The sequence below is a fragment of the Pontibacillus chungwhensis BH030062 genome, assembly GCF_000770675.1.
GTDB lineage: Bacteria > Bacillota > Bacilli > Bacillales > BH030062 > Pontibacillus > Pontibacillus chungwhensis.
On record NZ_AVBG01000001.1, the window covers coordinates 283,858 to 303,253 of the forward strand.

Annotated in this window: 18 protein-coding genes; 6 read left to right on the forward strand and 12 right to left on the reverse strand. The window is 39.3% G+C overall.

Annotated features, from left to right (window positions below):
* Positions 1 to 3 precede the first annotated feature (3 nt).
* Entirely contained in the window at positions 4 to 1,458 is a 1,455-nt protein-coding gene (locus N780_RS01375) for an NAD-dependent succinate-semialdehyde dehydrogenase (RefSeq protein ID WP_036779071.1), read from the forward strand.
* Between the two features lie 80 nt (positions 1,459 to 1,538).
* Here N780_RS01375 and N780_RS01380 read toward each other — a convergent pair whose 3' ends face one another.
* From N780_RS01380 to N780_RS01425, 10 genes are all read right to left on the reverse strand, one after another.
* Positions 1,539 to 1,859 carry a DUF3870 domain-containing protein gene (locus N780_RS01380; protein ID WP_036779073.1) on the reverse strand — a complete coding sequence of 107 codons (321 nt, stop codon included), beginning with the start codon at positions 1,857 to 1,859 and terminating at the stop codon, positions 1,539 to 1,541.
* A gap of 18 nt (positions 1,860 to 1,877) precedes the next feature.
* On the reverse strand, positions 1,878 to 2,636 hold the full coding sequence (locus N780_RS01385) for an IclR family transcriptional regulator (RefSeq protein ID WP_036779075.1): 759 nt from the start codon (positions 2,634 to 2,636) through the stop codon (positions 1,878 to 1,880).
* Between the two features lie 89 nt (positions 2,637 to 2,725).
* Positions 2,726 to 3,898, reverse strand: a complete 1,173-nt coding sequence (locus N780_RS01390; protein WP_036779078.1) for a saccharopine dehydrogenase family protein — start codon at positions 3,896 to 3,898, stop codon at positions 2,726 to 2,728.
* Between the two features lie 24 nt (positions 3,899 to 3,922).
* The gene (locus N780_RS01395) at positions 3,923 to 5,425 is read right to left on the reverse strand and encodes an aldehyde dehydrogenase family protein (RefSeq protein WP_036779081.1); all 1,503 of its coding nucleotides are present in this window, start codon (positions 5,423 to 5,425) and stop codon (positions 3,923 to 3,925) included.
* Positions 5,426 to 5,484: 59 nt separating this feature from the next.
* Positions 5,485 to 7,161, reverse strand: a complete 1,677-nt coding sequence (locus tag N780_RS01400) for a thiamine pyrophosphate-binding protein (protein WP_036779084.1) — start codon at positions 7,159 to 7,161, stop codon at positions 5,485 to 5,487.
* Positions 7,154 to 8,332, reverse strand: a complete 1,179-nt coding sequence (locus tag N780_RS01405) for an aminotransferase class I/II-fold pyridoxal phosphate-dependent enzyme (RefSeq protein ID WP_036779086.1) — start codon at positions 8,330 to 8,332, stop codon at positions 7,154 to 7,156. Before N780_RS01405 ends, N780_RS01400 begins: the two co-directional genes overlap by 8 nt.
* A gap of 437 nt (positions 8,333 to 8,769) precedes the next feature.
* On the reverse strand, positions 8,770 to 10,011 hold the full coding sequence (locus tag N780_RS01410; RefSeq protein ID WP_052114831.1) for an NAD-dependent epimerase/dehydratase family protein: 1,242 nt from the start codon (positions 10,009 to 10,011) through the stop codon (positions 8,770 to 8,772).
* A gap of 241 nt (positions 10,012 to 10,252) precedes the next feature.
* Complete coding sequence (gene hmpA, locus N780_RS01415) at positions 10,253 to 11,470, reverse strand: NO-inducible flavohemoprotein (RefSeq protein ID WP_036779089.1); 1,218 nt, start codon at positions 11,468 to 11,470, stop codon at positions 10,253 to 10,255.
* Between the two features lie 153 nt (positions 11,471 to 11,623).
* Positions 11,624 to 12,313, reverse strand: coding sequence for a Crp/Fnr family transcriptional regulator (locus N780_RS01420; protein ID WP_036779806.1), 690 nt, complete (start codon positions 12,311 to 12,313; stop codon positions 11,624 to 11,626).
* 73 nt (positions 12,314 to 12,386) lie between these two features.
* Positions 12,387 to 13,469, reverse strand: coding sequence for a PRK06851 family protein (locus N780_RS01425; protein WP_036779091.1), 1,083 nt, complete (start codon positions 13,467 to 13,469; stop codon positions 12,387 to 12,389).
* A gap of 137 nt (positions 13,470 to 13,606) precedes the next feature.
* On the opposite strand from N780_RS01425, the gene yxiS reads away from it, so the two are divergent.
* Both yxiS and N780_RS01435 read left to right on the forward strand, forming a co-directional pair.
* Complete coding sequence (yxiS, locus tag N780_RS01430; RefSeq protein ID WP_036779094.1) at positions 13,607 to 13,912, forward strand: protein YxiS; 306 nt, start codon at positions 13,607 to 13,609, stop codon at positions 13,910 to 13,912.
* A 114-nt stretch (positions 13,913 to 14,026) separates the two neighbouring features.
* The gene (locus tag N780_RS01435) at positions 14,027 to 15,241 is read left to right on the forward strand and encodes an MFS transporter (RefSeq protein WP_036779097.1); all 1,215 of its coding nucleotides are present in this window, start codon (positions 14,027 to 14,029) and stop codon (positions 15,239 to 15,241) included.
* 14 nt (positions 15,242 to 15,255) lie between these two features.
* On the opposite strand, the gene N780_RS01440 is transcribed toward N780_RS01435, so the two are convergent.
* Complete coding sequence (locus tag N780_RS01440; protein WP_036779100.1) at positions 15,256 to 16,119, reverse strand: CvfB family protein; 864 nt, start codon at positions 16,117 to 16,119, stop codon at positions 15,256 to 15,258.
* A gap of 111 nt (positions 16,120 to 16,230) precedes the next feature.
* Between N780_RS01440 and N780_RS01445 the strand changes: the two genes are divergently transcribed.
* The 3 genes from N780_RS01445 to N780_RS01455 all read left to right on the forward strand — a co-directional run bounded on the left by N780_RS01445 (position 16,231) and on the right by N780_RS01455 (position 17,897).
* On the forward strand, positions 16,231 to 16,668 hold the full coding sequence (locus N780_RS01445; RefSeq protein ID WP_036779103.1) for a YaiI/YqxD family protein: 438 nt from the start codon (positions 16,231 to 16,233) through the stop codon (positions 16,666 to 16,668).
* Positions 16,669 to 16,782: 114 nt separating this feature from the next.
* Positions 16,783 to 17,514 carry a DUF421 domain-containing protein gene (locus N780_RS01450; protein ID WP_198135815.1) on the forward strand — a complete coding sequence of 244 codons (732 nt, stop codon included), beginning with the start codon at positions 16,783 to 16,785 and terminating at the stop codon, positions 17,512 to 17,514.
* A gap of 17 nt (positions 17,515 to 17,531) precedes the next feature.
* The gene (locus N780_RS01455) at positions 17,532 to 17,897 is read left to right on the forward strand and encodes a DUF4363 family protein (protein WP_036779106.1); all 366 of its coding nucleotides are present in this window, start codon (positions 17,532 to 17,534) and stop codon (positions 17,895 to 17,897) included.
* Between the two features lie 82 nt (positions 17,898 to 17,979).
* Here the strand turns inward: N780_RS01455 and N780_RS01460 are convergent, their stop codons facing one another.
* On the reverse strand, positions 17,980 to 19,293 hold the full coding sequence (locus tag N780_RS01460; protein WP_052114832.1) for a lysine N(6)-hydroxylase/L-ornithine N(5)-oxygenase family protein: 1,314 nt from the start codon (positions 19,291 to 19,293) through the stop codon (positions 17,980 to 17,982).
* Between the last annotated feature and the right edge of the window lie 103 nt (positions 19,294 to 19,396).

Consider the following 19,396-nt stretch of genomic DNA (forward strand, 5'->3'; position numbering starts at 1 on the left):
TTTATGATTACATGGGATAAAAGCTTAGACTCCCTTTTTATAAATGGAAAGTGGATAAGTGCTGATTCAGGAAGAACAGAAAGTGTCATCAATCCCGCCACGCTTGAGAAACTGACGGATGTATCATGGGCAGGTCGAACAGAAACAGAGCACGCAATCCAATCCGCTTCCCTCGCCTTCCCGGAATGGTCCAGGAAAACCGCGCGGGAACGTTCAAAAATCTTATATAAAACACACGAGTTATTATTAGAACGTGTGGAGCGCCTATCTACAATTTTAACAATGGAACAAGGCAAGCCATTAGCCGAAGCGAAGGGTGAAATCCGTTCCGCTGCAAACTTTTTTCTTTGGTATGCTGAGGAAGCGAATCGTTTATACGGAGAGTGGATCCCTTCTTCTATTCCAGGGAAACGATTACTTGTAAAGCCGGAACCTATTGGAGTAATTGCAGCCATTACGCCTTGGAACTTCCCTTCTTCCATGATTGCTAGAAAACTCGCTCCAGCGCTTGCTGCCGGTTGTACAGTTATCTTAAAACCTGCGCCTGAAACGCCTTTATCTGCTATAGAACTTGTATCCATTTTAACAGAAGCAGGAGTTCCTGATGGAGTCGTTAATTTAGTTACAGGAGATGCTGAAGAAATAGGTTCAGCTTTTATGGAGAGTAGAGACGTACGTCTCATTACTTTCACTGGCTCTACAGAAGTTGGAAAACTATTGATGAAAGGTAGTGCAAATACCGTTAAGAAACTTTCACTCGAACTTGGTGGTCATGCGCCAATACTTGTGTTTGAGGATGCAAATCTAGAGCGGGCTGCTAGTCAAACCTTAGCTAGCAAATTTCGTAATAGTGGCCAAACGTGTATATGTGCTAATCGCGTTTATGTACATGAAAATGTTAAAGAACGTTTCGCCAACTTGTTGCATGAAAAGATCTCTCTTCTAAAAGCCGGAAACGGGTTAGAAAAAGGGATTGATTTGGGCCCGCTTATTAATCGCCAATCACTTGATAAAGTGCAATCTCACTTAAAGGATGCTATTCAAAAAGGAGCGAACGTTTTAAACGGAGGTGCTCCCCTCCAAACGGGATTAAGGGGTTACTTCTATTCCCCCACACTTCTGACACAGGCCACTAAGGATATGAAAGTAATGCGAGAAGAAACGTTTGGTCCCCTTCTTCCGCTTCAGTCTTTTACAGAAGAAGCTGACGTCATTCATAAAGCCAATGATACAGATTATGGTCTAGCAGCCTACTTGTTTACTGATAATCTAAGTCGTGCTACGAGAGTATCAGAAGCTCTTGAATATGGGATAGTAGGAGTGAATGATGTGTTTCCTGCTGTTCCGGAAGCTCCATTCGGAGGTGTGAAGCAATCGGGAATTGGAAAAGAAGGAGGATCACAAGGGATTCATGAGTATGTAAACTTAAAATATATATCGACGGTAATTGATGAATAAAGACATGACTCTCTTTTGAATGACTCGTTCATTCCTGAGAGAGTTTTTGTTTATAAAAATAAAAGCATCCATAGGAATCTCTATGAATGCTTGGCCTCGTATTGTAGTTCGTACTGTTTGTGTAGATCCCTTAAAGCGGATACAAGAGCATTTCCCGCTTTCCCTAAGTAATGCTGTCGTATAGCTTCTATAGGTTCATCAATAGAATGCCTCAAACTATACCCCTTAAGAAGTTGACTAATAAACTGACGCCCATGTTCTGTTGCCAAAGTACAGTTAGCCTCAAGGATGACGCCATAGTTACAGTCCACTTCTGCTGTAATCGTTAAGACATCGTACATATTGTGTGCAGCCATTCCGGCGGGCAATCTAGCATGACCAGCAACGAAATACGTCCTCACATAATCCCCCCATTAGTATTATCGATAACCAATACTTATAGATATTTGATGCGCAGACCGAGATGCAGCGTCCTTAATAATCTCCAAATTATCCCCTTCAAAATGACTAGACAATCCGCTTACAGCTAATGCTGCAATAACTTCACTTTTATGATTAAAGATTGGGAAGGAGATTCCTGTTGTATCATAGTCTTGCTCACCCTCACTGATTGAATACCCTTGCTTTCTAATCATGTCTAATTCAAGCTTCAGATTTTCTGAATCGATTTGGGTAGACTCATCAGTGGAAGAAAACGATAATGATTTTAAAATGCTCATTTGTTTATCTGACTTTAAAAATGATAGAAGAAGTTTAGGACCCGAACCTAAATAAAGAGGTACGGTTTTACCAATCTTAGTATACAAACGAAGCGCCCGGTTCGAATCAACTTTCTCAATATAGGTCGCTTTATCATCATTGACTATTGCGAGGTGAATGACCTCGTTTATCTCATGAGCTAGACCCTCCATGAATGGCTTTGCAATACGGCGTATCTCAATCTGATCTGCAACCCGAAACCCGAGTTCCATTAGCTTAATGCCTAAACGGTAACGACTATTATACTCAGATTCCTTTGATTTCACGAGAAAGCCTTCTTGTTCGAGAGATGAAAGAAGACGATAAGCAGTTGCTTTTGGGAGGTTCGATTTTATTGTGATGTCTCTGAGGGTAAGTTCCGGTGTCTCTTCTGTAAAGTAGTTCAGTAGTTTCAAAGCTTTAATGACACTCTGATTCATCTTTGGTCTCCTTTGTTTAACGTGCCCTCATTTATTCCTTCCAATTGTTTATAAAAAGGAGAGATCTATTGATCCCTCCTTTAGGATTGTTAAATTTGAACATGCGATGGATGAATCGTCATCTTTTCTTTTATCTCAACCCCTCGTTTCGCCATTTCTTTAATATAGATATCTCCTGGCACAATTTTTTCAGGCGGGTGTACGCCTCTTTTTGTTATTTGTCCACTGCCAATTAATTGTGAAACAACTGAAATCGTATTAGCAGTTGCGCGTGCCATTGCGGTGACGTTGCTCGAACGGTCTTTAAACGTAACCATTTCATATTCATAAGTTGTTTTCTGACCATTTTTTAGCCCGCTAACTTGAACACGTAAGAGTACCGCATCATCTTTATCCTTCAGATCAACAATTGGATCAAGGGTTTTAAGAAGGACTTCGCGAGGCTTAACCTTAACCCCGTTTATCTCTACTTCATAGTCATTACTTGTAAGATTAAGATCTACTAACAGCTTCATTTTCTCCGCATGACCTGGATATCGTATTGTTTTATACTCAAGATCATGAATATTAGGGAAAGAATGAAGCAACGTTGAGGTGCCTCCAGAGGTATGGAACGCCTCAAGGGGACCAAATTTATCAAAATAAAGACGTTCAACTTCCGTTAAGGAAGCTACTTGTTGCCTTGACCCATTCCGTATAATGGTAGATGGATCTGTATAGTGGTCAAGTAATCCTTCCATGGAGAAAACATGATTATATTCAAGGGGTGCTTCTGGTTTTACAGGGATCCCTCCAACAAATAAACGAATCGACTCAGGCTGATCTAGTTTGCTAACCCCATAACCTGATAAAATGTTAATCATACCAGGGGCAACACCAAGGTCAGGTATTATGGTTACATTAGCTACATCTGCGTCATCGTGCATACGAAGAACGTTGTCTGTAACGCTTCCGATATGACCTCCTAAGTCAACCGAGCTTACGCCAACCTCAATCGCTGCCTTAGCAACTCGTTCGTTAAAGGAGTAGAACAACGCATTAATGATGACATCGAATTGTCTTATATACGCTTTTAATTCTACAGGGTTCCCTGCATCAACTTGGTACGCTTTAAGTTTAGAAGAGTTCAGGATTCGACATACTGATTCCGCTCGCCCTAAATCAATATCAGCCAGCCCAACTTCTACGACTGCTGGATTTTGAGTTAAGTCACGCGCCGCTTCTTTCCCCATTAAACCTGAGCCTAGTACACCTATTTTCATAAGATCAAGTCCCCCTTTTAAGAATTAATCAACATCGATTTGTGCTCGTTGCAGTTTACCACTGTAGTCAACATAAACAGCTTTCCATTCTGTAAACACATCAAGAGCTGCTACACCTGAATCGCGATGTCCATTCCCTGTTCCTTTCGTTCCTCCAAATGGTAAATGAATTTCAGCCCCAGTCGTTCCGGCATTTACATATACAATGCCTGTATCTAGATCCCTTTGAGCAGCAAATACTCGGTTCACATCGCGGGTGAAAACAGAACTAGATAAACCATATTCAACACCGTTATTTACTTCAATTGCTTCTTCAAAGCTCTTAACAGGTATTAAAGATACGACAGGTCCGAATATCTCTTCTTGAGCAATCTTCATGTCAGGTGTCGCATCCGTGAACAGCGTAGGAGCAAAATAATTTCCATTGGCGTATTCTTCACCATCTAATACATATCCACCCGCAAGTAATTTTGCGCCTTCTTCTTGGCCAATCTTAATATACTGCTGTATCTTTTCAAGGCCACCTTTATTAATAATCGGACCAACTTTATTTGTCTCATCTAATCCATTTCCAATTGTAAGTTTCTCCATTTCAGAAAGGAGTCTCTCTTCAAGGCGTTCTTTAACATCTTCATGTACAATAACTCTACTGCAAGCGGTACATCGCTGTCCGCTGGTACCAAAAGCACTCCACAGTATACCTTCTGTTGCCAGGGATAAGTCTGCATCATCCATGACGATTACTGCGTTCTTCCCGCCCATTTCTAAAGACACTTTTTTAAGTTGCTCTCCGCATTTGGCTGCAATCGTCCTCCCTACATCATTTGACCCTGTAAAAGAGATTACGCGTATATCTTTATGATGAACCATCGTATCACCAACCTCGGAACCAGAACCAAACACTACATTTAAGACTCCTTTTGGCAAACCAGATTCTTCAAAGATCTTGGCAAGTTCATAAGCCATTAGTGGCGTTTCTGTAGCGGGCTTCCAAACAACAGCATTTCCCGCTACAATAGCCGGAAATGACTTCCATGTAGCAATGGCAATTGGGAAGTTCCAAGGTGTAATAATCCCTACAACTCCAACCGGAGCGCGTACGCTCATTGCAAATTTGTCTTTTAATTCAGAAGGAGTGGTCTGACCAAATAACCGGCGTCCTTCTCCTGCCATATAAAAGGCCATGTCAATGCCTTCTTGAACTTCACCACGTGCTTCTTCAATAACTTTTCCATTTTCCATGGTTAAAATTTGCGAAAGATCCTCTTTTCTCTCTTTCATTAACATCCCTACACGATACAAGACTTCTGCGCGCTGGGGAGCGGGAACAAGCGCCCATTTTTTTTGTGCTTCCTTTGCTGTTTGAACAGCTTCGTTTACATCAGCTTCGCTTGATAACGGAACTTGAACAAGCGTTTCCCAATTCGCTGGATTCTTCACCTCTTTAAATTGATTACCAGCGGAGTTTACCCAATTACCGTTAATAAAGTTCATTAGTTTTTCTTCTTGGATGAGTGTTTTTGTCATGAAAATGACCTCCTTAGAATGATAGTTATATGGTTAATGAACAATGAAGTCCATAACACTTACTTATGTTGGTTTCTGATTTCCTCAATTGTAGAGGAGACCGAAATTTGATTCGGATCGCTTTCAATTTCAATGACGACAGGCTTATCGGATTTTACTGCCCGTTCAATAGCCAACTCGAATTCCTTAATAGTACGAACGAAATAGCCATTTGCGCCGATAGACTGAGCAAGCTCAGTAAACGGTACACTTCCAAGCTCTGTACCGATTGGTTTAAAAGGATAATGCATCTCCTGGTGCATGCGGATAGTTCCATACATTTTATTGTTAAATACAATAGATATAATCGGGATGTTGTATCTAACCGCTGTTTCAATCTCCTGCATGGTCATCATAAACCCACCATCCCCTGAAAGAGAGAGTACTGTACGATGGGGATGAGCAAGCTTCGTCCCAAGAGCGGCAGGCATACCATACCCCATTGCACCAGAAGTAGGGCCTACATACGTATTTCTTTCTGTAAACTGAAAGAAAGTATGTAACCAACCCGCAAAATTCCCTGCATCATTTGTTAAAATTGCATTCTTAGGTAGTTGAGCTTGGAGGGTTTGTATAATTTGTGTATGAAAATTATGATTATCTACGTCTTTATTGGTAAGACTCGTTACGTTTTCATACACTCTACGGCGAGTGACGGCCCAGTCCTCCCACGAGCTTAAAAGGTTTATAGATAATAGAGCATGTAAGCCTTCTTTAAGGTCTGCTACTATGCCAATGTCAGGCTGATAGATCTTACCAATAGAATCATATTCTATATCTACATGAACAAGCTTCTTCTCATCCGTAATAATTGAATAGTCTTGAGTCGTTACTTCAGATAAGCGAGTGCCAAAAGCAAGAATCACATCAGATTGTTGAACGGTTTCTAAAATAGATTTGTGAGTGCCCAAACCTAGGTGGCCCAAATAGAGAGGGTGATCATTTGGCATAACATCATGTCTTCTGAACGATGCCATAACGGGAATCTTATATTTCTCTGCAAATTGTTTTAATGCTCCCTCAGCTTCAGAAGCTTTGACACCCCCTCCAGCAATGATTAATGGAGATTCAGATGATTGTAATAACTTTTCAACATCGCCAACTTCATCACTTGAAGGGCTAGGTGTAGGTCTTCGGACAGGAGGGCCAAATGCCATGACGGACTCCTTAATTAAGAGATCTTCTGGAAGGGAAACAACGACGGGACCGGGCCTACCGGTTTGAGCAACTCTAAAAGCTCTTTGAACTAATTCAGGTACTCTTTTAGCATCACGTATTTCTACTGTCCATTTCGCAATATGGCGAAAGTATTGATCAAGATCAACTTCTTGGAATCCTTCTCGTCCTCTAAACTGGCTGTGTACTTGCCCGAGGAATACAACCATAGGTGTAGAATCCTGGTGAGCTGTATGAACTCCTATCGTAAGGTTTGATCCCCCGACACCTCTTGTAGCCATTAACACACCTGGTTTACCGCTAGATTTTGCATAACCTTCTGCCATGAAGGATGCTCCTCCTTCATGTCGTGCAGATATAAGCTTGATGGAAGGTTCATCATGAATCGCATCCATAATGGGGAGGTAGCTTTCTCCGGGTACACAAAATACGTGTTTGACTCCTTCAATTTTCATGCACTCTACAATTGCATGAGCGCTTGTAAGTGTACGTTTAATCGGTCGTAAACTCTTCTCAATCATGTGTTACCTCCCAATCCAGAGCTTTCATCCGTTGGACAGCTTCATTTAAACGATCTGTTGGAACGCATAAAGATAAACGAAAGTATCCCTCTCCACCTTGACCAAATGCGTGTCCCGGCGTAACAATAACGCCAGCTTCAATAAGTAGCTTTTCAGCGAAAGTTTGCGATGAATATCCTCTTGGAACTTTTGCCCAAACAAAGAATGTGCCACGCGGTTTCTCAGCTTCAATGTTAAGTTCTTTCAAGATAGGAAGTATGTTTTCTAATCGTTCTTCATAGATATTATTATTCTCTTTTACTGTACTGAAGTCACTATTAAGTGCAGTGGCCCCCGCTTGTTGAATGGGAATAAACTGACTTGTATCGGTGTTGCTTTTGATGATTGACATTGCCTGAATCAATTCGCTGTTTCCGGCTACATACCCAATTCTCCAACCGGTCATATTAAAACTTTTGGATAGAGATCCAAATTCAAGCGCTAGATCTTTAGCACCAGGGACCTCTAGCAAACTAGGAGCCTTATAGCCACCAAATGTGACAAGACTATAAGCTGCATCATGAGCAAGGCAAAGACCATGTTTTTTAGCGAATGTAAACGCTTCCAAAAAAGTTCTGTAATCTACCGTCGCCCCTGTTGGATTGCTAGGATAGTTTAATAACATGACTTTTGAGTTCTGTATATCTTCTTGGGACAGCTCCTCATACTTAGGCGTGTAGCCATTATGCGGGTCAAGAGGTAATCGAATCGTCTTTCCATAAGCTAGATGAACAGCAGACTGATAGACTGGATATCCAGGATCAGGAAGGAGGACACTATCCCCTGGGTCTACCACAGCTCGAATTAAATTTGCTAATCCTTCTTTCGAGCCAATAAGGGTTAAGATCTCTGTATCAGGATTAAGAGAAACTCCATGATATGTCTTGTAAAAGCGAGCTACTGCTTCTTTAAACTCCTGAATACCACTGTAGGGTGAGTATTTATGGTGAGCTGATTTTCGTGCTTCCTCAGTCAGCCGGTCAATGATAAAGGAAGGTGTTTTTAAATCAGGAGCTCCAATACCAAGATCAATTACATCAATTCCTTGTGCCTCTAGTTCCTTTTTCTTCTGATGAAAAACGGAAAATAAGTACGGAGGTAAACTATTTACATTTTGGGACACAAATGTCATAAGATGACCCCTCCTCTTTATCATTTCACTAATTGAAACGCCATTTCATTATATGAATACAAATGATGTCACATGACAAATTAGAGAAAGCTTTTAACTCTACTTTACTAAGGCATCTTTCTTTTGTTCCTCCTGATAAGTCAGAATTTTTTAATTATTTTATATTATGGCACATATTATAGATATAAGGAATGGTAGCAAAGAATATTTTTGAAATAAATTCCATATAGAAAATTCTTGTTGTTTTTAACTATATATTATAGCAATCGATGATTTTTTGTAGGTACGTCTATCTCACTTTTTAAATGTCTTTTAAGGATTGATAAAGAACTTATAGCGAAAATACTTGTTAGAAGGCACCTTAAGAATTTAGTCTGAGCTGTCTTCTAAAACGTAAATAAAAAGCCTCCAGTTTAAAACTGGAGGCTTTCTTTACATTATTTATTTAATTCTTTACTTGTTTCTGGTATACCAGGTTGTTGTTCCTTTGTCCATGTACTAGTGGCAGGGATTTTGGAGTAGTCTGCTCTGTGAGCGTACTTTCCTGCAACTTCAGTTACTTCTTGTAGAAGTCCCGTATCTAATGTGGTTGGGTTCAATCCTTTAGATAAGAATAGATCATTTCTTACATGAAGGTCATTTGCAGCAGCTTCTTTACGGGGATTAGATACATAAGCGATCTCACCATTTGTCATTTCACTAACTAACTTTGCTAAATCATTCACACGATGGGTTTCTGTCATCTGATTAAAGATCATCACTCGATCTTCACGTGAAGGTGCATTCTCAATAGCAAGTTCAATACAACGGACGGTGTCCTGGATATGAATAAAGGCACGCGTCTGCCCTCCTGTACCGTGCACTGTAATGGGATAACCAACTGCAGCTTGCATTAAGAAGCGATTCAATACTGTACCATAATCGCCATCATAATCAAATCGATTAATTAAGCGGTCATCCATATTTGTTTCAGCTGTATTAGTTCCCCATACAATTCCCTGATGTAAGTCCGTAATACGTATAGAGTCGTTTTTATTATAGTATTGGAATAGGAGCTGGTCTTGTGTTTTGGTCATATGATACACAGAACCTGGGTTTGTTGGATAAAGAATTTGTTGTTCAATTCGTTCGCCCGCTTCTGTTTTCACTTCCACATCGAGGTACCCCTCAGGAATCTTCATACCCGCTGTTCCATAACCATAGACACCCATAGTTCCTAAATGAACAAGATGAGTATCCAAGCCGGATTCTACAATGGCACAAAGAACATTATGCGTAGCATTAATATTATTATTAACCGTATAACGTTTATGTTTTGGTGATTTCATCGAATAAGGAGCTGAACGTTGTTCCGCGAAGTGAACAATCGCGTCAGGCTTTTCCGCATTTAAAACGGTAAGAAAGCCTTCGTAATCTTCAGCAATATCGATGTTATGAAAGCCAATCGTGTTACCCGATACTTCCTTCCATGCTTCGATCCTTGTCCCCATTGGCTTAATAGGGGTCAATGAATCCGCTTCTAGTTCGTTATCGATATTACGTCTGGAGAGATTGTCAATGATTACGACTTCATGACCTATATTAGACAGGTGAAGACTTGTAGGCCAGCCACAGAATCCATCCCCTCCTAAGACAAAAATCTTTTTCCTTGATTGTGTGTGATTACTTTCTGAACTCATTTGTATACACCCTTTTATCGTTAATATGTACTGTTTCTTTAGGAGAGAAAGTAAGGAAAGAACATAATGCTAGATGGTCTACTACAGGAGTATAATGTTTTCCTTTTTATAAAAACCCCTTTTCATCATAACGAAAGCGGGAATTTGGTGCAACTATATTCACAGTCTGTTGACAATCAGGACAATAAAAAGAACTAAGAGTTTTTAGACTCTTAGTTCTTTTTTGGAATACTTGAGTTGTTTATTGAACAGTTTCTAGCTGTTTCGCTGGACCGAAGAATTCATAATGCATATGCTCTTCTGGAACACCCCATTGCTGTAACGCATGAAAAGTGGTGTTCATAAACCCAGTTGGACCACAGAAATAAAAGTCCATTTGATTATGTGGAAGGATTTGTTGTAGCCATTCCAATGTTACGTATCCGGTATTTGAATCCATTGATTGCATATCTTCTTCTGTTGGATTCGAGTATAAAGTGTAATTCGTGACAGAATCGATTTGTTTTACAATTTGAGCCACTTCTCCCTTAAGTGCATGCAACTGACTATTTCGGGCAGCGTGAATAAAGATGATCTCACGGTTTGGCTGTTGAGTTACGACTGTCTTTAACATACTTACAAGTGGTGTAAGACCAACACCTCCACTGATGAAGACTAATGGAATATCTTTAGACGTATCTAATACAAAATCACCAGCTGGAGCACTTACAGGAATCGTATCTCCTTCTTTAACTTTGTTGTGTAAATAGTTTGAAACTACGCCTTCTGGGTCATGATCACTTTCTCGTTTAACGCTTATTCTGTAATAACCTTGATGAGGGGCATCGGATAAACTATATTGGCGAACATGTGTATATGTCTCTCCCTCAATATGCAATTGTACACTGATATACTGTCCAGGCGAAAAACTAGGTAAAGGCTTTTCATCAATAGGCTCTAAATAGAAAGACGTAATTGCATCACTCTCTTTCTCCTTACGAGTTACTTTGAAAGCTTTGAATCCATCCCATCCTCCTGGTTGCACAGCAGCTTCCTCGTACATATCTTCTTCGATTTCAATGAAGACGTTCGCTATAATTCCATAAGCATCTTCCCAAGCTTGTAGAACTTCATCTGTAGCACCATCACCGAGAACTTCTTTCATAGCCAAGAGTAAATGTTCCCCTACAATTGGATAATGCTCTCGACGTACACCAATACTTCTGTGCTTATGTGCAATTTGTTTCACTACGGGGAGGATCTCTTCTAGCTGGTCAATGTTTTCAGCAGCCGCATAGACAGCGTTAGCCAGAGCTGTTTGTTGACGACCTTTCTTTTGATTAGTCTGATTAAACAAATGTAAAAGTTCAGGATGATTAGCAAATAATCGTTCATAGAAGCGGGAAGTAATTTCTACTCCCCTTTCCTTTAAAATAGGAGCTGTCGACTTAATAATCGCTTGTTTTTCAGTAGAAAGCATCTATATGACCTCCATAAATCAGTATTGTTCTTCCTATATGTACATTGTAAATAAGAGGATCTTTACATTTAGTGATGTATATCACACTATTTTTGACAATGTTGTGACCTCTGTTTGCTTTGTAAAAATTTATTTTAGTTTGTTAACAGTTCTTTAACTTAGAGTAGCTTTTAAATCAGAGAGGTTTATGATCTCAATAGAAGAGCGGCTCGCACGAAGAAGATTCTTCTTCTTTAATTCATTCAAGATCCGGTTTATGCTTTCTCTAGTAGAGCCTACCATATTTGCAAGGTCTGCATTTGTAAGTGGAACGGTAATGTAAGCAGGTTGATTGTCGACAGTAATTCCTGATTCTTCTGCAAGTCGAATTAACGTTGAAATCAGACGATGCCTTACGTCCCTTGAAGATAACTCTTGAATACGTTCTGTCAGGAGTGATAACTTTTGCCCCATAACCTTCATAACCTGTACAGCAATATTTGGGTGATCAAACATTAGCTGATTAAAGTCTTTAATTCGAATAACGTATAGCTCCGCTTCTTCTAAAACTTGTGCAGTAGCAGGGTAAGGGGTTTGTTCAAAAAAACCTACGTGAGGGAACATTTCTCCTGATTGAAGGAAATTGATAATATGTTCTTTTCCATTTCGGTCTGTTTTAGATGTTTTAATGATCCCCTTACTTATAAAATAAACAGCCTCTCGTTCTTGCCCTTCCATAAAGACAAATTCTTGCTTCTGATAGAATCGCCTTGTAGTAATAGTACCTAAAGTATATAAGTCCTCTTCCTCTAATGTGGAGAATAAAGGAATTTGTTTTAATAAATGATTGGTTTCCTCAGTCATTTCATTCTCTCCTTTACTACAAGAAAGTGTAACACGAGATGATGAAACGCCAAAAAAGACCCCAAATGGGCCTTTAATGACGTAGGGTATCATTGATCCACTCTTCTCTTTTTTGATCTACGATTGTATAATCCATAGCACTTGAATAAATGGTTTTAAGTTGATCTCTTACATTTCTTGCATCCTTAAGAAGGGATATGGCATCTTTCATCTTATCTTTATATCTTTTTGTTGTATCAGCAATTTCACTTGCATATGTTTCATCTGTACCTGACTCAATGCATCGCTTGTAAACATCAACAATTTCATCATTTTCTCGGTCTGGGAAGTATTCATGTGGAGCTGTGGAGTCAAAGATAGCAATACTGAGTTCACGTAAGATGATCATGTCTAGACTATTTGGATCAAAACCACAATGATACACCTCTACATTATATCCCTTTTCTGCACCTGCTTCAGCTATTTTCTTAAGCATCGTGGATTTACCTGAACCTGCTCTTCCTTTAATAAAATACCGTTTGTTTATGTCTGAAGTAAGTTGTTGTATAAAGTCTTTAGCCCCTTCTGGTGTTGCAGCTCCAAGAAATCGATGTTCAATTCTTGGTGCTTTAAATTGATCTTCACTTCCGTAAAACAATTGAATTAACTCATCCGTCAGTTTATTAGCTTCATTAAAGTTCATAGAAGAAATGTAGATATCCTCAAGATCATCATGAGCGCGAAGAGAATCTTTAAAAGTTTGATAAGACAGCCCGTAAAGATGATCTAATTGATTTGATAGTTGAACAACAGCATTCTTTTGTTCTGTTAAACGAACTGGATCTAAGCCTTCACTTAAGTGAATAAAATGCGCACCTGGGATTTTATCATTCTTTAGGTGACGAATTAGTTGTTCATCTATTAACGCCATTCTTCTATTACGTATAATTAAACCGTCAAGACTTCCTGGTTCAGATGGAGAATGAAGGTATTCTAAGAAATGCTCGCTCCCTTTTAACTCTTCAGCAACCGACTTAATAAATGTTGACTTCCCGGTGCCGGGCCCTCCTGTTAAGATATAGCACTTATCCAAACCATTTAACATGGATTCTGTTAAACGATAATACCCTTCAGCAGTATTACCAGCAACATAATAATGATAGCAATTTTGACTCATGCAATCACCTTCTTTCATTCGATACCACTAGCATATGAAGTCATCCATGAATAGGTGAATGCCTAAAAATTCTTTGTTGTAAGCCAATGCTTTTTCTCGCTATAATAGAACTACCGATCGGTAAAGGAGTATTACATATGGAAAAGAAAGATTTAGAAGAACAAATTATAAAAAATTTCCAACAAGATGAACAAATGATGATTCTTGTTTTTGCTCAGTGGTGCGTAAATCACGATTTAGACCCTAAAGAGGTCTATTACAGAGCTTATCCAAATCAACATGATAACTCTTCCCTTCAACAAGGTGTTGACTTAACGGTTTCAAAAGAAGAAGCAGAAGAGATTCCTGATCAAACACTTTTAGGTGTTCTATCGCTTTATGGAAACGATGACCTTGCATACGTTGTAACAGAAGAAATTCATAAGAGGGACAATAAGGAGTAGCGTAATAGGCGCTACTCTTTTTTATGTATAACTTAAGAACGAATTTTCCAGAGTTGAATCCTTATCTGGAGATTGGTATATTAATATACGCATACCCGTATAGGGAGGGTTAGTATGAATACTGAAAAAGGGATTCGTCAAAATTTGGCGGCTTTTATAACATTAGTATGTATTAATGTCTTCGTAGGCTCTATGGTGGGCTTAGAAAGAACAGTATTACCCATTTTAGCTAAAGAGGAATTTGGTATAGCTTCTGTTACAGCAACTTTATCGTTTATCGTTTCATTTGGTGTTACCAAAGCAATAATGAATTTGATAGCTGGACATTTAGCTGATCGCTTTGGAAGAAAAACGCTTTTAATTGTTGGTTGGCTCATTGCAGGTTGTGTACCACTGCTGATCATCCTTGCTGAAGCATGGTGGCTTATTATTATTGCAAATGTGCTTCTAGGGTTGAGTCAAGGGCTAACATGGTCTATGACCGTAAATATGAAAATTGATCTGGCCAAAGACAATCAAAAAGGAATCGCGGTCGGATTAAATGAATTTGCCGGTTACGTTGGTTTGTCTCTTACAGCCTTATTATCTGGTTACATTATGACAAGATTTTCACCAAGACCTGAACCATTTGTGATAGGATTTATAATCGTCTTCTTAGGAATTCTGTTGTCCTTGCTCGTTAAAGATCAACAAGACAAACCTAATAACAAAACGGGTTCAACCCCTTCATTTCGTTCTGTATTTGTTAAAACTTCTTTTAAAGATTCAAATTTATCAACTATAAGTTTGATTGGATTAATGACCAACTTCAAAGACGGGGTAGCTTGGGGACTCTTTCCTTTATTCTTTGCGACCACGTCTTTAACGGGGGGTCAAATGAGCCTTATCATAGCAATATATCCTGCAAGTTGGGGGATTTTTCAACTGATTACTGGTCCATTAAGTGATAAGTTGGGACGCAAATGGCTTATTCTTTCAGGTGTTTGGTTACAACTCATTGGACTTTTAAGTATTGTTTTTGGCACGATGTTTTCCATTTGGCTGTTCGCATCTTTATTATTGGGTATCGGGACAGCGCTTGTTTACCCAACGTTAATTGCAAGTATAAGTGATGTGGCTTCCCCTTCATGGCGTGCTACTTCTCTAGGTGTATACCGATTTTGGCGTGATAGTGGTTATGCGTTTGGTGCTTTAGCTGGAGGGGCTGTAGCTGATCAATTTGGTTTAGAAAATGCTCTTATTTTCACAGTGTGTTTCATAGGCATTACATTAATTCTTAGTCTTTTCCGTTTATCAGAAACGAATGTGTATACAAAAAATGACGCCTAATTAGGCGTCATTTTTTATTCTGAGTCTTTTAATGTAGTCAAACCGTCGTGTTGTTCAATCTTGCCTTGTTTTAATAAACGTCCTAAGGCGCGCTTAAATGCAGCTTTACTAATGTTAAATGTGTCACGGATTTCCTCTGGGTCACTCTTATCCGTAAAGAACATTTTACCGCCTCGTTCGTTCATAAATGCGAGGATTTCTTCTGAATCTTCATCCAAAGCCTCTTCTTTAACAGGGCGAAGAGAGATATTAAGTGATCCAACGCTTTTTACATCAATGACTCTTCCCTTCACCCATTCACCCAAGCGGGGTTCTTCTTTGCGCTCTGAATGATGAATAAATCCACGATAGCCTTCTTCTGTAATTAAGAAAGAACCTACTTTATTAGAGCGATAGATATGACCACTTATAAGCTGATGTAAAAGGGATTCTGGAGCAGGTTCACAATACCTTTCAACTACGTTCTCTGTAGCTGGCTTAGCAAGTAAACGTCCCTTTTGGTCTTTTGATAGACAGACAAAAAGTTTGTCGCCTGCCTGAGGCCACACATGTTCAAATAGCGGGAGGTCGTCTTCTGAAACAAGTAAATCCTTACTGATTCCAATATCTACAAAGACACCCAGGCGTTTGACTGATTCTTTCACTTCCACCCAGTCGTATTGTTCAAAGGAAACACTTGGTATGGACATAGTTGCAGCCATAGTTCCTTTTTTCGTATGATAGAGAAAGACAAGGATGTCTTCGCCGACTTCCAATTCTCTTGTAGCTTCATTTGTATGCAATAATACTTCGTGATTATTAAGAGCCAACACGTAGCCTGTTTCGATTGTCCTTGAAACAGAAAAAGTTTGTGTTGTACCGACTTGTAATTCTGTCATTCCTTAGCCTACTTCCTTTTCTAGATTCATCTATTATAGCATATCTTATGAAGGCTTTTTAGTCCCTTGGTCCAAATACTTCAACAACGCACGTATAAAGGAGGAGTTAGCTTGCACATTTACGTAGATGCAGATGCATGTCCTTTTAAAGAAATTATAATAGAAGAAGCAACTAAAGAGGGGCTTCATGTAACCCTTGTAAAAAGCTTTTCTCATTATTCAAACAAACCAGAACCACATGGTGTTGACACTATTTATGTAGATACTGGAGCTGAGGCTGCGGATTATCGTATTATGCAATTAGCACAAGCTGGAGATCTCATAGTTACACAGGATTACGGCCTTGCATCCCTGGCCATTTCTAAAGGGTGTATCGTCCTTCATCATAGTGGTTTTGCATATACTCATGACAATATTGATCGCCTCTTAATCACCCGTCACGCAAGTGCCCAAGCAAGAAAAAGCGGAAAACGAACAAAAGGTCCAAAAGCTCTTACCTCTAAAGATCGCGAAGAATTCAGAAAGTTATTGGTACAGTACATAAAGTGAACACCTTATTTAAGGCACCCCATAAAAAGGGTGCTTTTTTATTGCAGAAGGAGCATAGAACATTCAATCAAGTAGAGAATATGAACAATACTGATCCTTCAGGAGGATTACCTTATGATCGATGAAACGCTTGTAGTAGTGGTTAGAGTAATCTTTTCTTTTTTTACTCTTCTCATTTTCACACGTGTGCTCGGAAAACAGGAAGTTGGGCAACTAACGTTCTTTGATTATATTAATGGCATTACAATTGGCTCTATTGCAGCTAACTTGGCGACCGACCTCTCAGCTACAACGTGGGGCCACTGGGTAGGTCTTACAGGGTATGCGGTTTTAACAATGATTCTGCAAGTCATTTCTATGAAAAGTCGCTATTTGGGAAAGGTGTTAGAAGGTGAACCTACTGTAGTTGTGAAAGATGGAAAGATTCTTGAGGATAACTTAAAGAAAATGCGCATTAAAGTCGGGGAACTTATGATGCTTCTCAGGCAAAGAGGTGTATTTAATATTACTGATGTAGAATTTGCTCTAATTGAAGTGAACGGAAAGCTTTCTGTATTGCCTAAATCTCAATATTTACCTGTCACACCTTCAGACTTAAAGATTCCGTCAAATAAAGGTGGTATTGCTACAGAACTAATTCAGGAGGGGAACCTTATCCATCAGAACCTACAGCAGAAAAATGTAACGAAAGAATGGATTGAGGAACAACTTAAAAAACAAGGTATTGATCAGATTGAGTCTGTCTTTTATGCTTTGTACTTACCGAATGGGGAATTGTACGTAGATTTGTACGGCGAACAAGTTGGTAATGAAGAAGATATCAGCGATTACCCAGGCCCTTATTAAGGTGAGGTGAGGAAGATATGAACCGTTTTTTCTTATACGCAATACCTCTAGTAACATTGGCTATATTTATAGTCATCATGACAGGTGGAAGTTGGTTAAAACAGCCTTTCGGAGAGAAAGATCGTGTCTATGAATCATTTGAGAAGTTAGAAGGTTATGTGGGAGATGGAGACTGGGATAAAGCGCAAGAAGAAGTTGATTATACAGCGAAGGCTTGGAAAAAAGTCGTAAATCGGATTCAATTTAGCGCCGAGAGAGAGTACATGTTAGATATCGCGGGGGTTATTGCGAAGATTGAAGGTAGCATAAAAATAAAGGATCAAAAGGCCATACTTCAAGAGATCTATTACTTCTACTCTCTATGGGAAAATTTAGGTCGATAAATAAATTAGTAAGGAACTAAAAAAACAGATGCCAATTTATAAATTGACATCTGCATTATATTAAGAGGTAATATTATCGATATTAGCTCTCAGGTTGAAAAGATTGAAACACATTTTGATCTGGGATTGGATATGCAACTCTTCCTAACAAGTGATTAATAATGATCTTGTTTCGATGCACGGCAAGTCCAAGGTTTGTTGAGCCCACGCCGTGAGAATGAGTTATACCACTGTGAACATAAATCTCATTCTCAGTCATTTTTACTTTTTTAATGCGATAATCAGCCTCAACCATGTATCGCCCTGCTTCATCCCACTCTATTAAATCTTCTAGTGACTTCACAAAGTCTGGAACATAAGGTTTATATCCCGTAGCTGTGATCACTACTTCAGTTTCATGTGTAAAGGAACTCCCTTCCTGATGTTGCGTGCAAGCTATTTCATAACCTTTACCTTCCGGTTTCTTAGTAATCCCGTTTACCTCTGTTAATACCTGTAATCCTACATTAGGTTTCTCTCCACCAACAGAATATTCATAAAGGAGATCATAAATATCTGTAACTGTATGTGTACTAATTCCTTTATAGTAAAGGCCTTGCGTAGCAAACACCTCATCTTTTTTTGGTTGAGGTAGCTGGTAAAAGTAATTGACATAGTCTGGTGAGAAATGTTCGAGACTAAGCTTTGATTCTTCCATGGAAGAAAATCCAGGAGAACGTGTGATCCAATCAAGTCGAAAGTTGTGTTCCCGTTGTTCTTTTAATAATTCTCTAAATGTCTCGGCAGCACTTTGCCCAGACCCAATTACTGTAATAGCCTCCGCATTCCTGCAGCGATCTATGTGATCTTTAAATTGAGCTGTATGGAAAACGTCTTCTTTTGGCAACTGTTCAAAGGATGGAGGCATCATCGGCACACTCCCTGTCCCAAGCAAAAGATGTCTACTCTTAAAAACATTTGTTTCGCCTGTATCAGTATGTACTACAAACACCTCGAAATATGTTTCATTATCTTCTATGTAGCGAACCGATTCGACCTTTTTGCCGAATTTGCAGGTGTCTAATTGACCTGCGACCCACTGACAGTAATCGTTATATTCCCGACGTGGAATATCTAGGCGTTGAAGGAAATAGAACGGATACATCCTCTCATGCTCATTAATGTAGTTTAAGAAAGAATAATGACTTTTAGGGTTGGCCATCGTAACCAGATCAGCAATAAAAGGTACTTGCATCTTTGTTCCTTCAATCAACATGCCTGGATGCCAATCGAAGGAAGTTCGTTGTTCAAAGAATAAAGCGTCAACTTCCGAATGGTCATTCAGTAGAGCAGCCATGCTCAAATTAAATGGACCTATCCCTACACCTATTAAGTCATATATTTTGTCAGAACTCATTGTAAACATGTCCCCCTTTGTCTTGTGAAAAATTATGCAATTCTGTTATCTCTCTTGTTTATAGTAACATATTCTTAATTTTAAAGACGGGAGATGCCTTAAG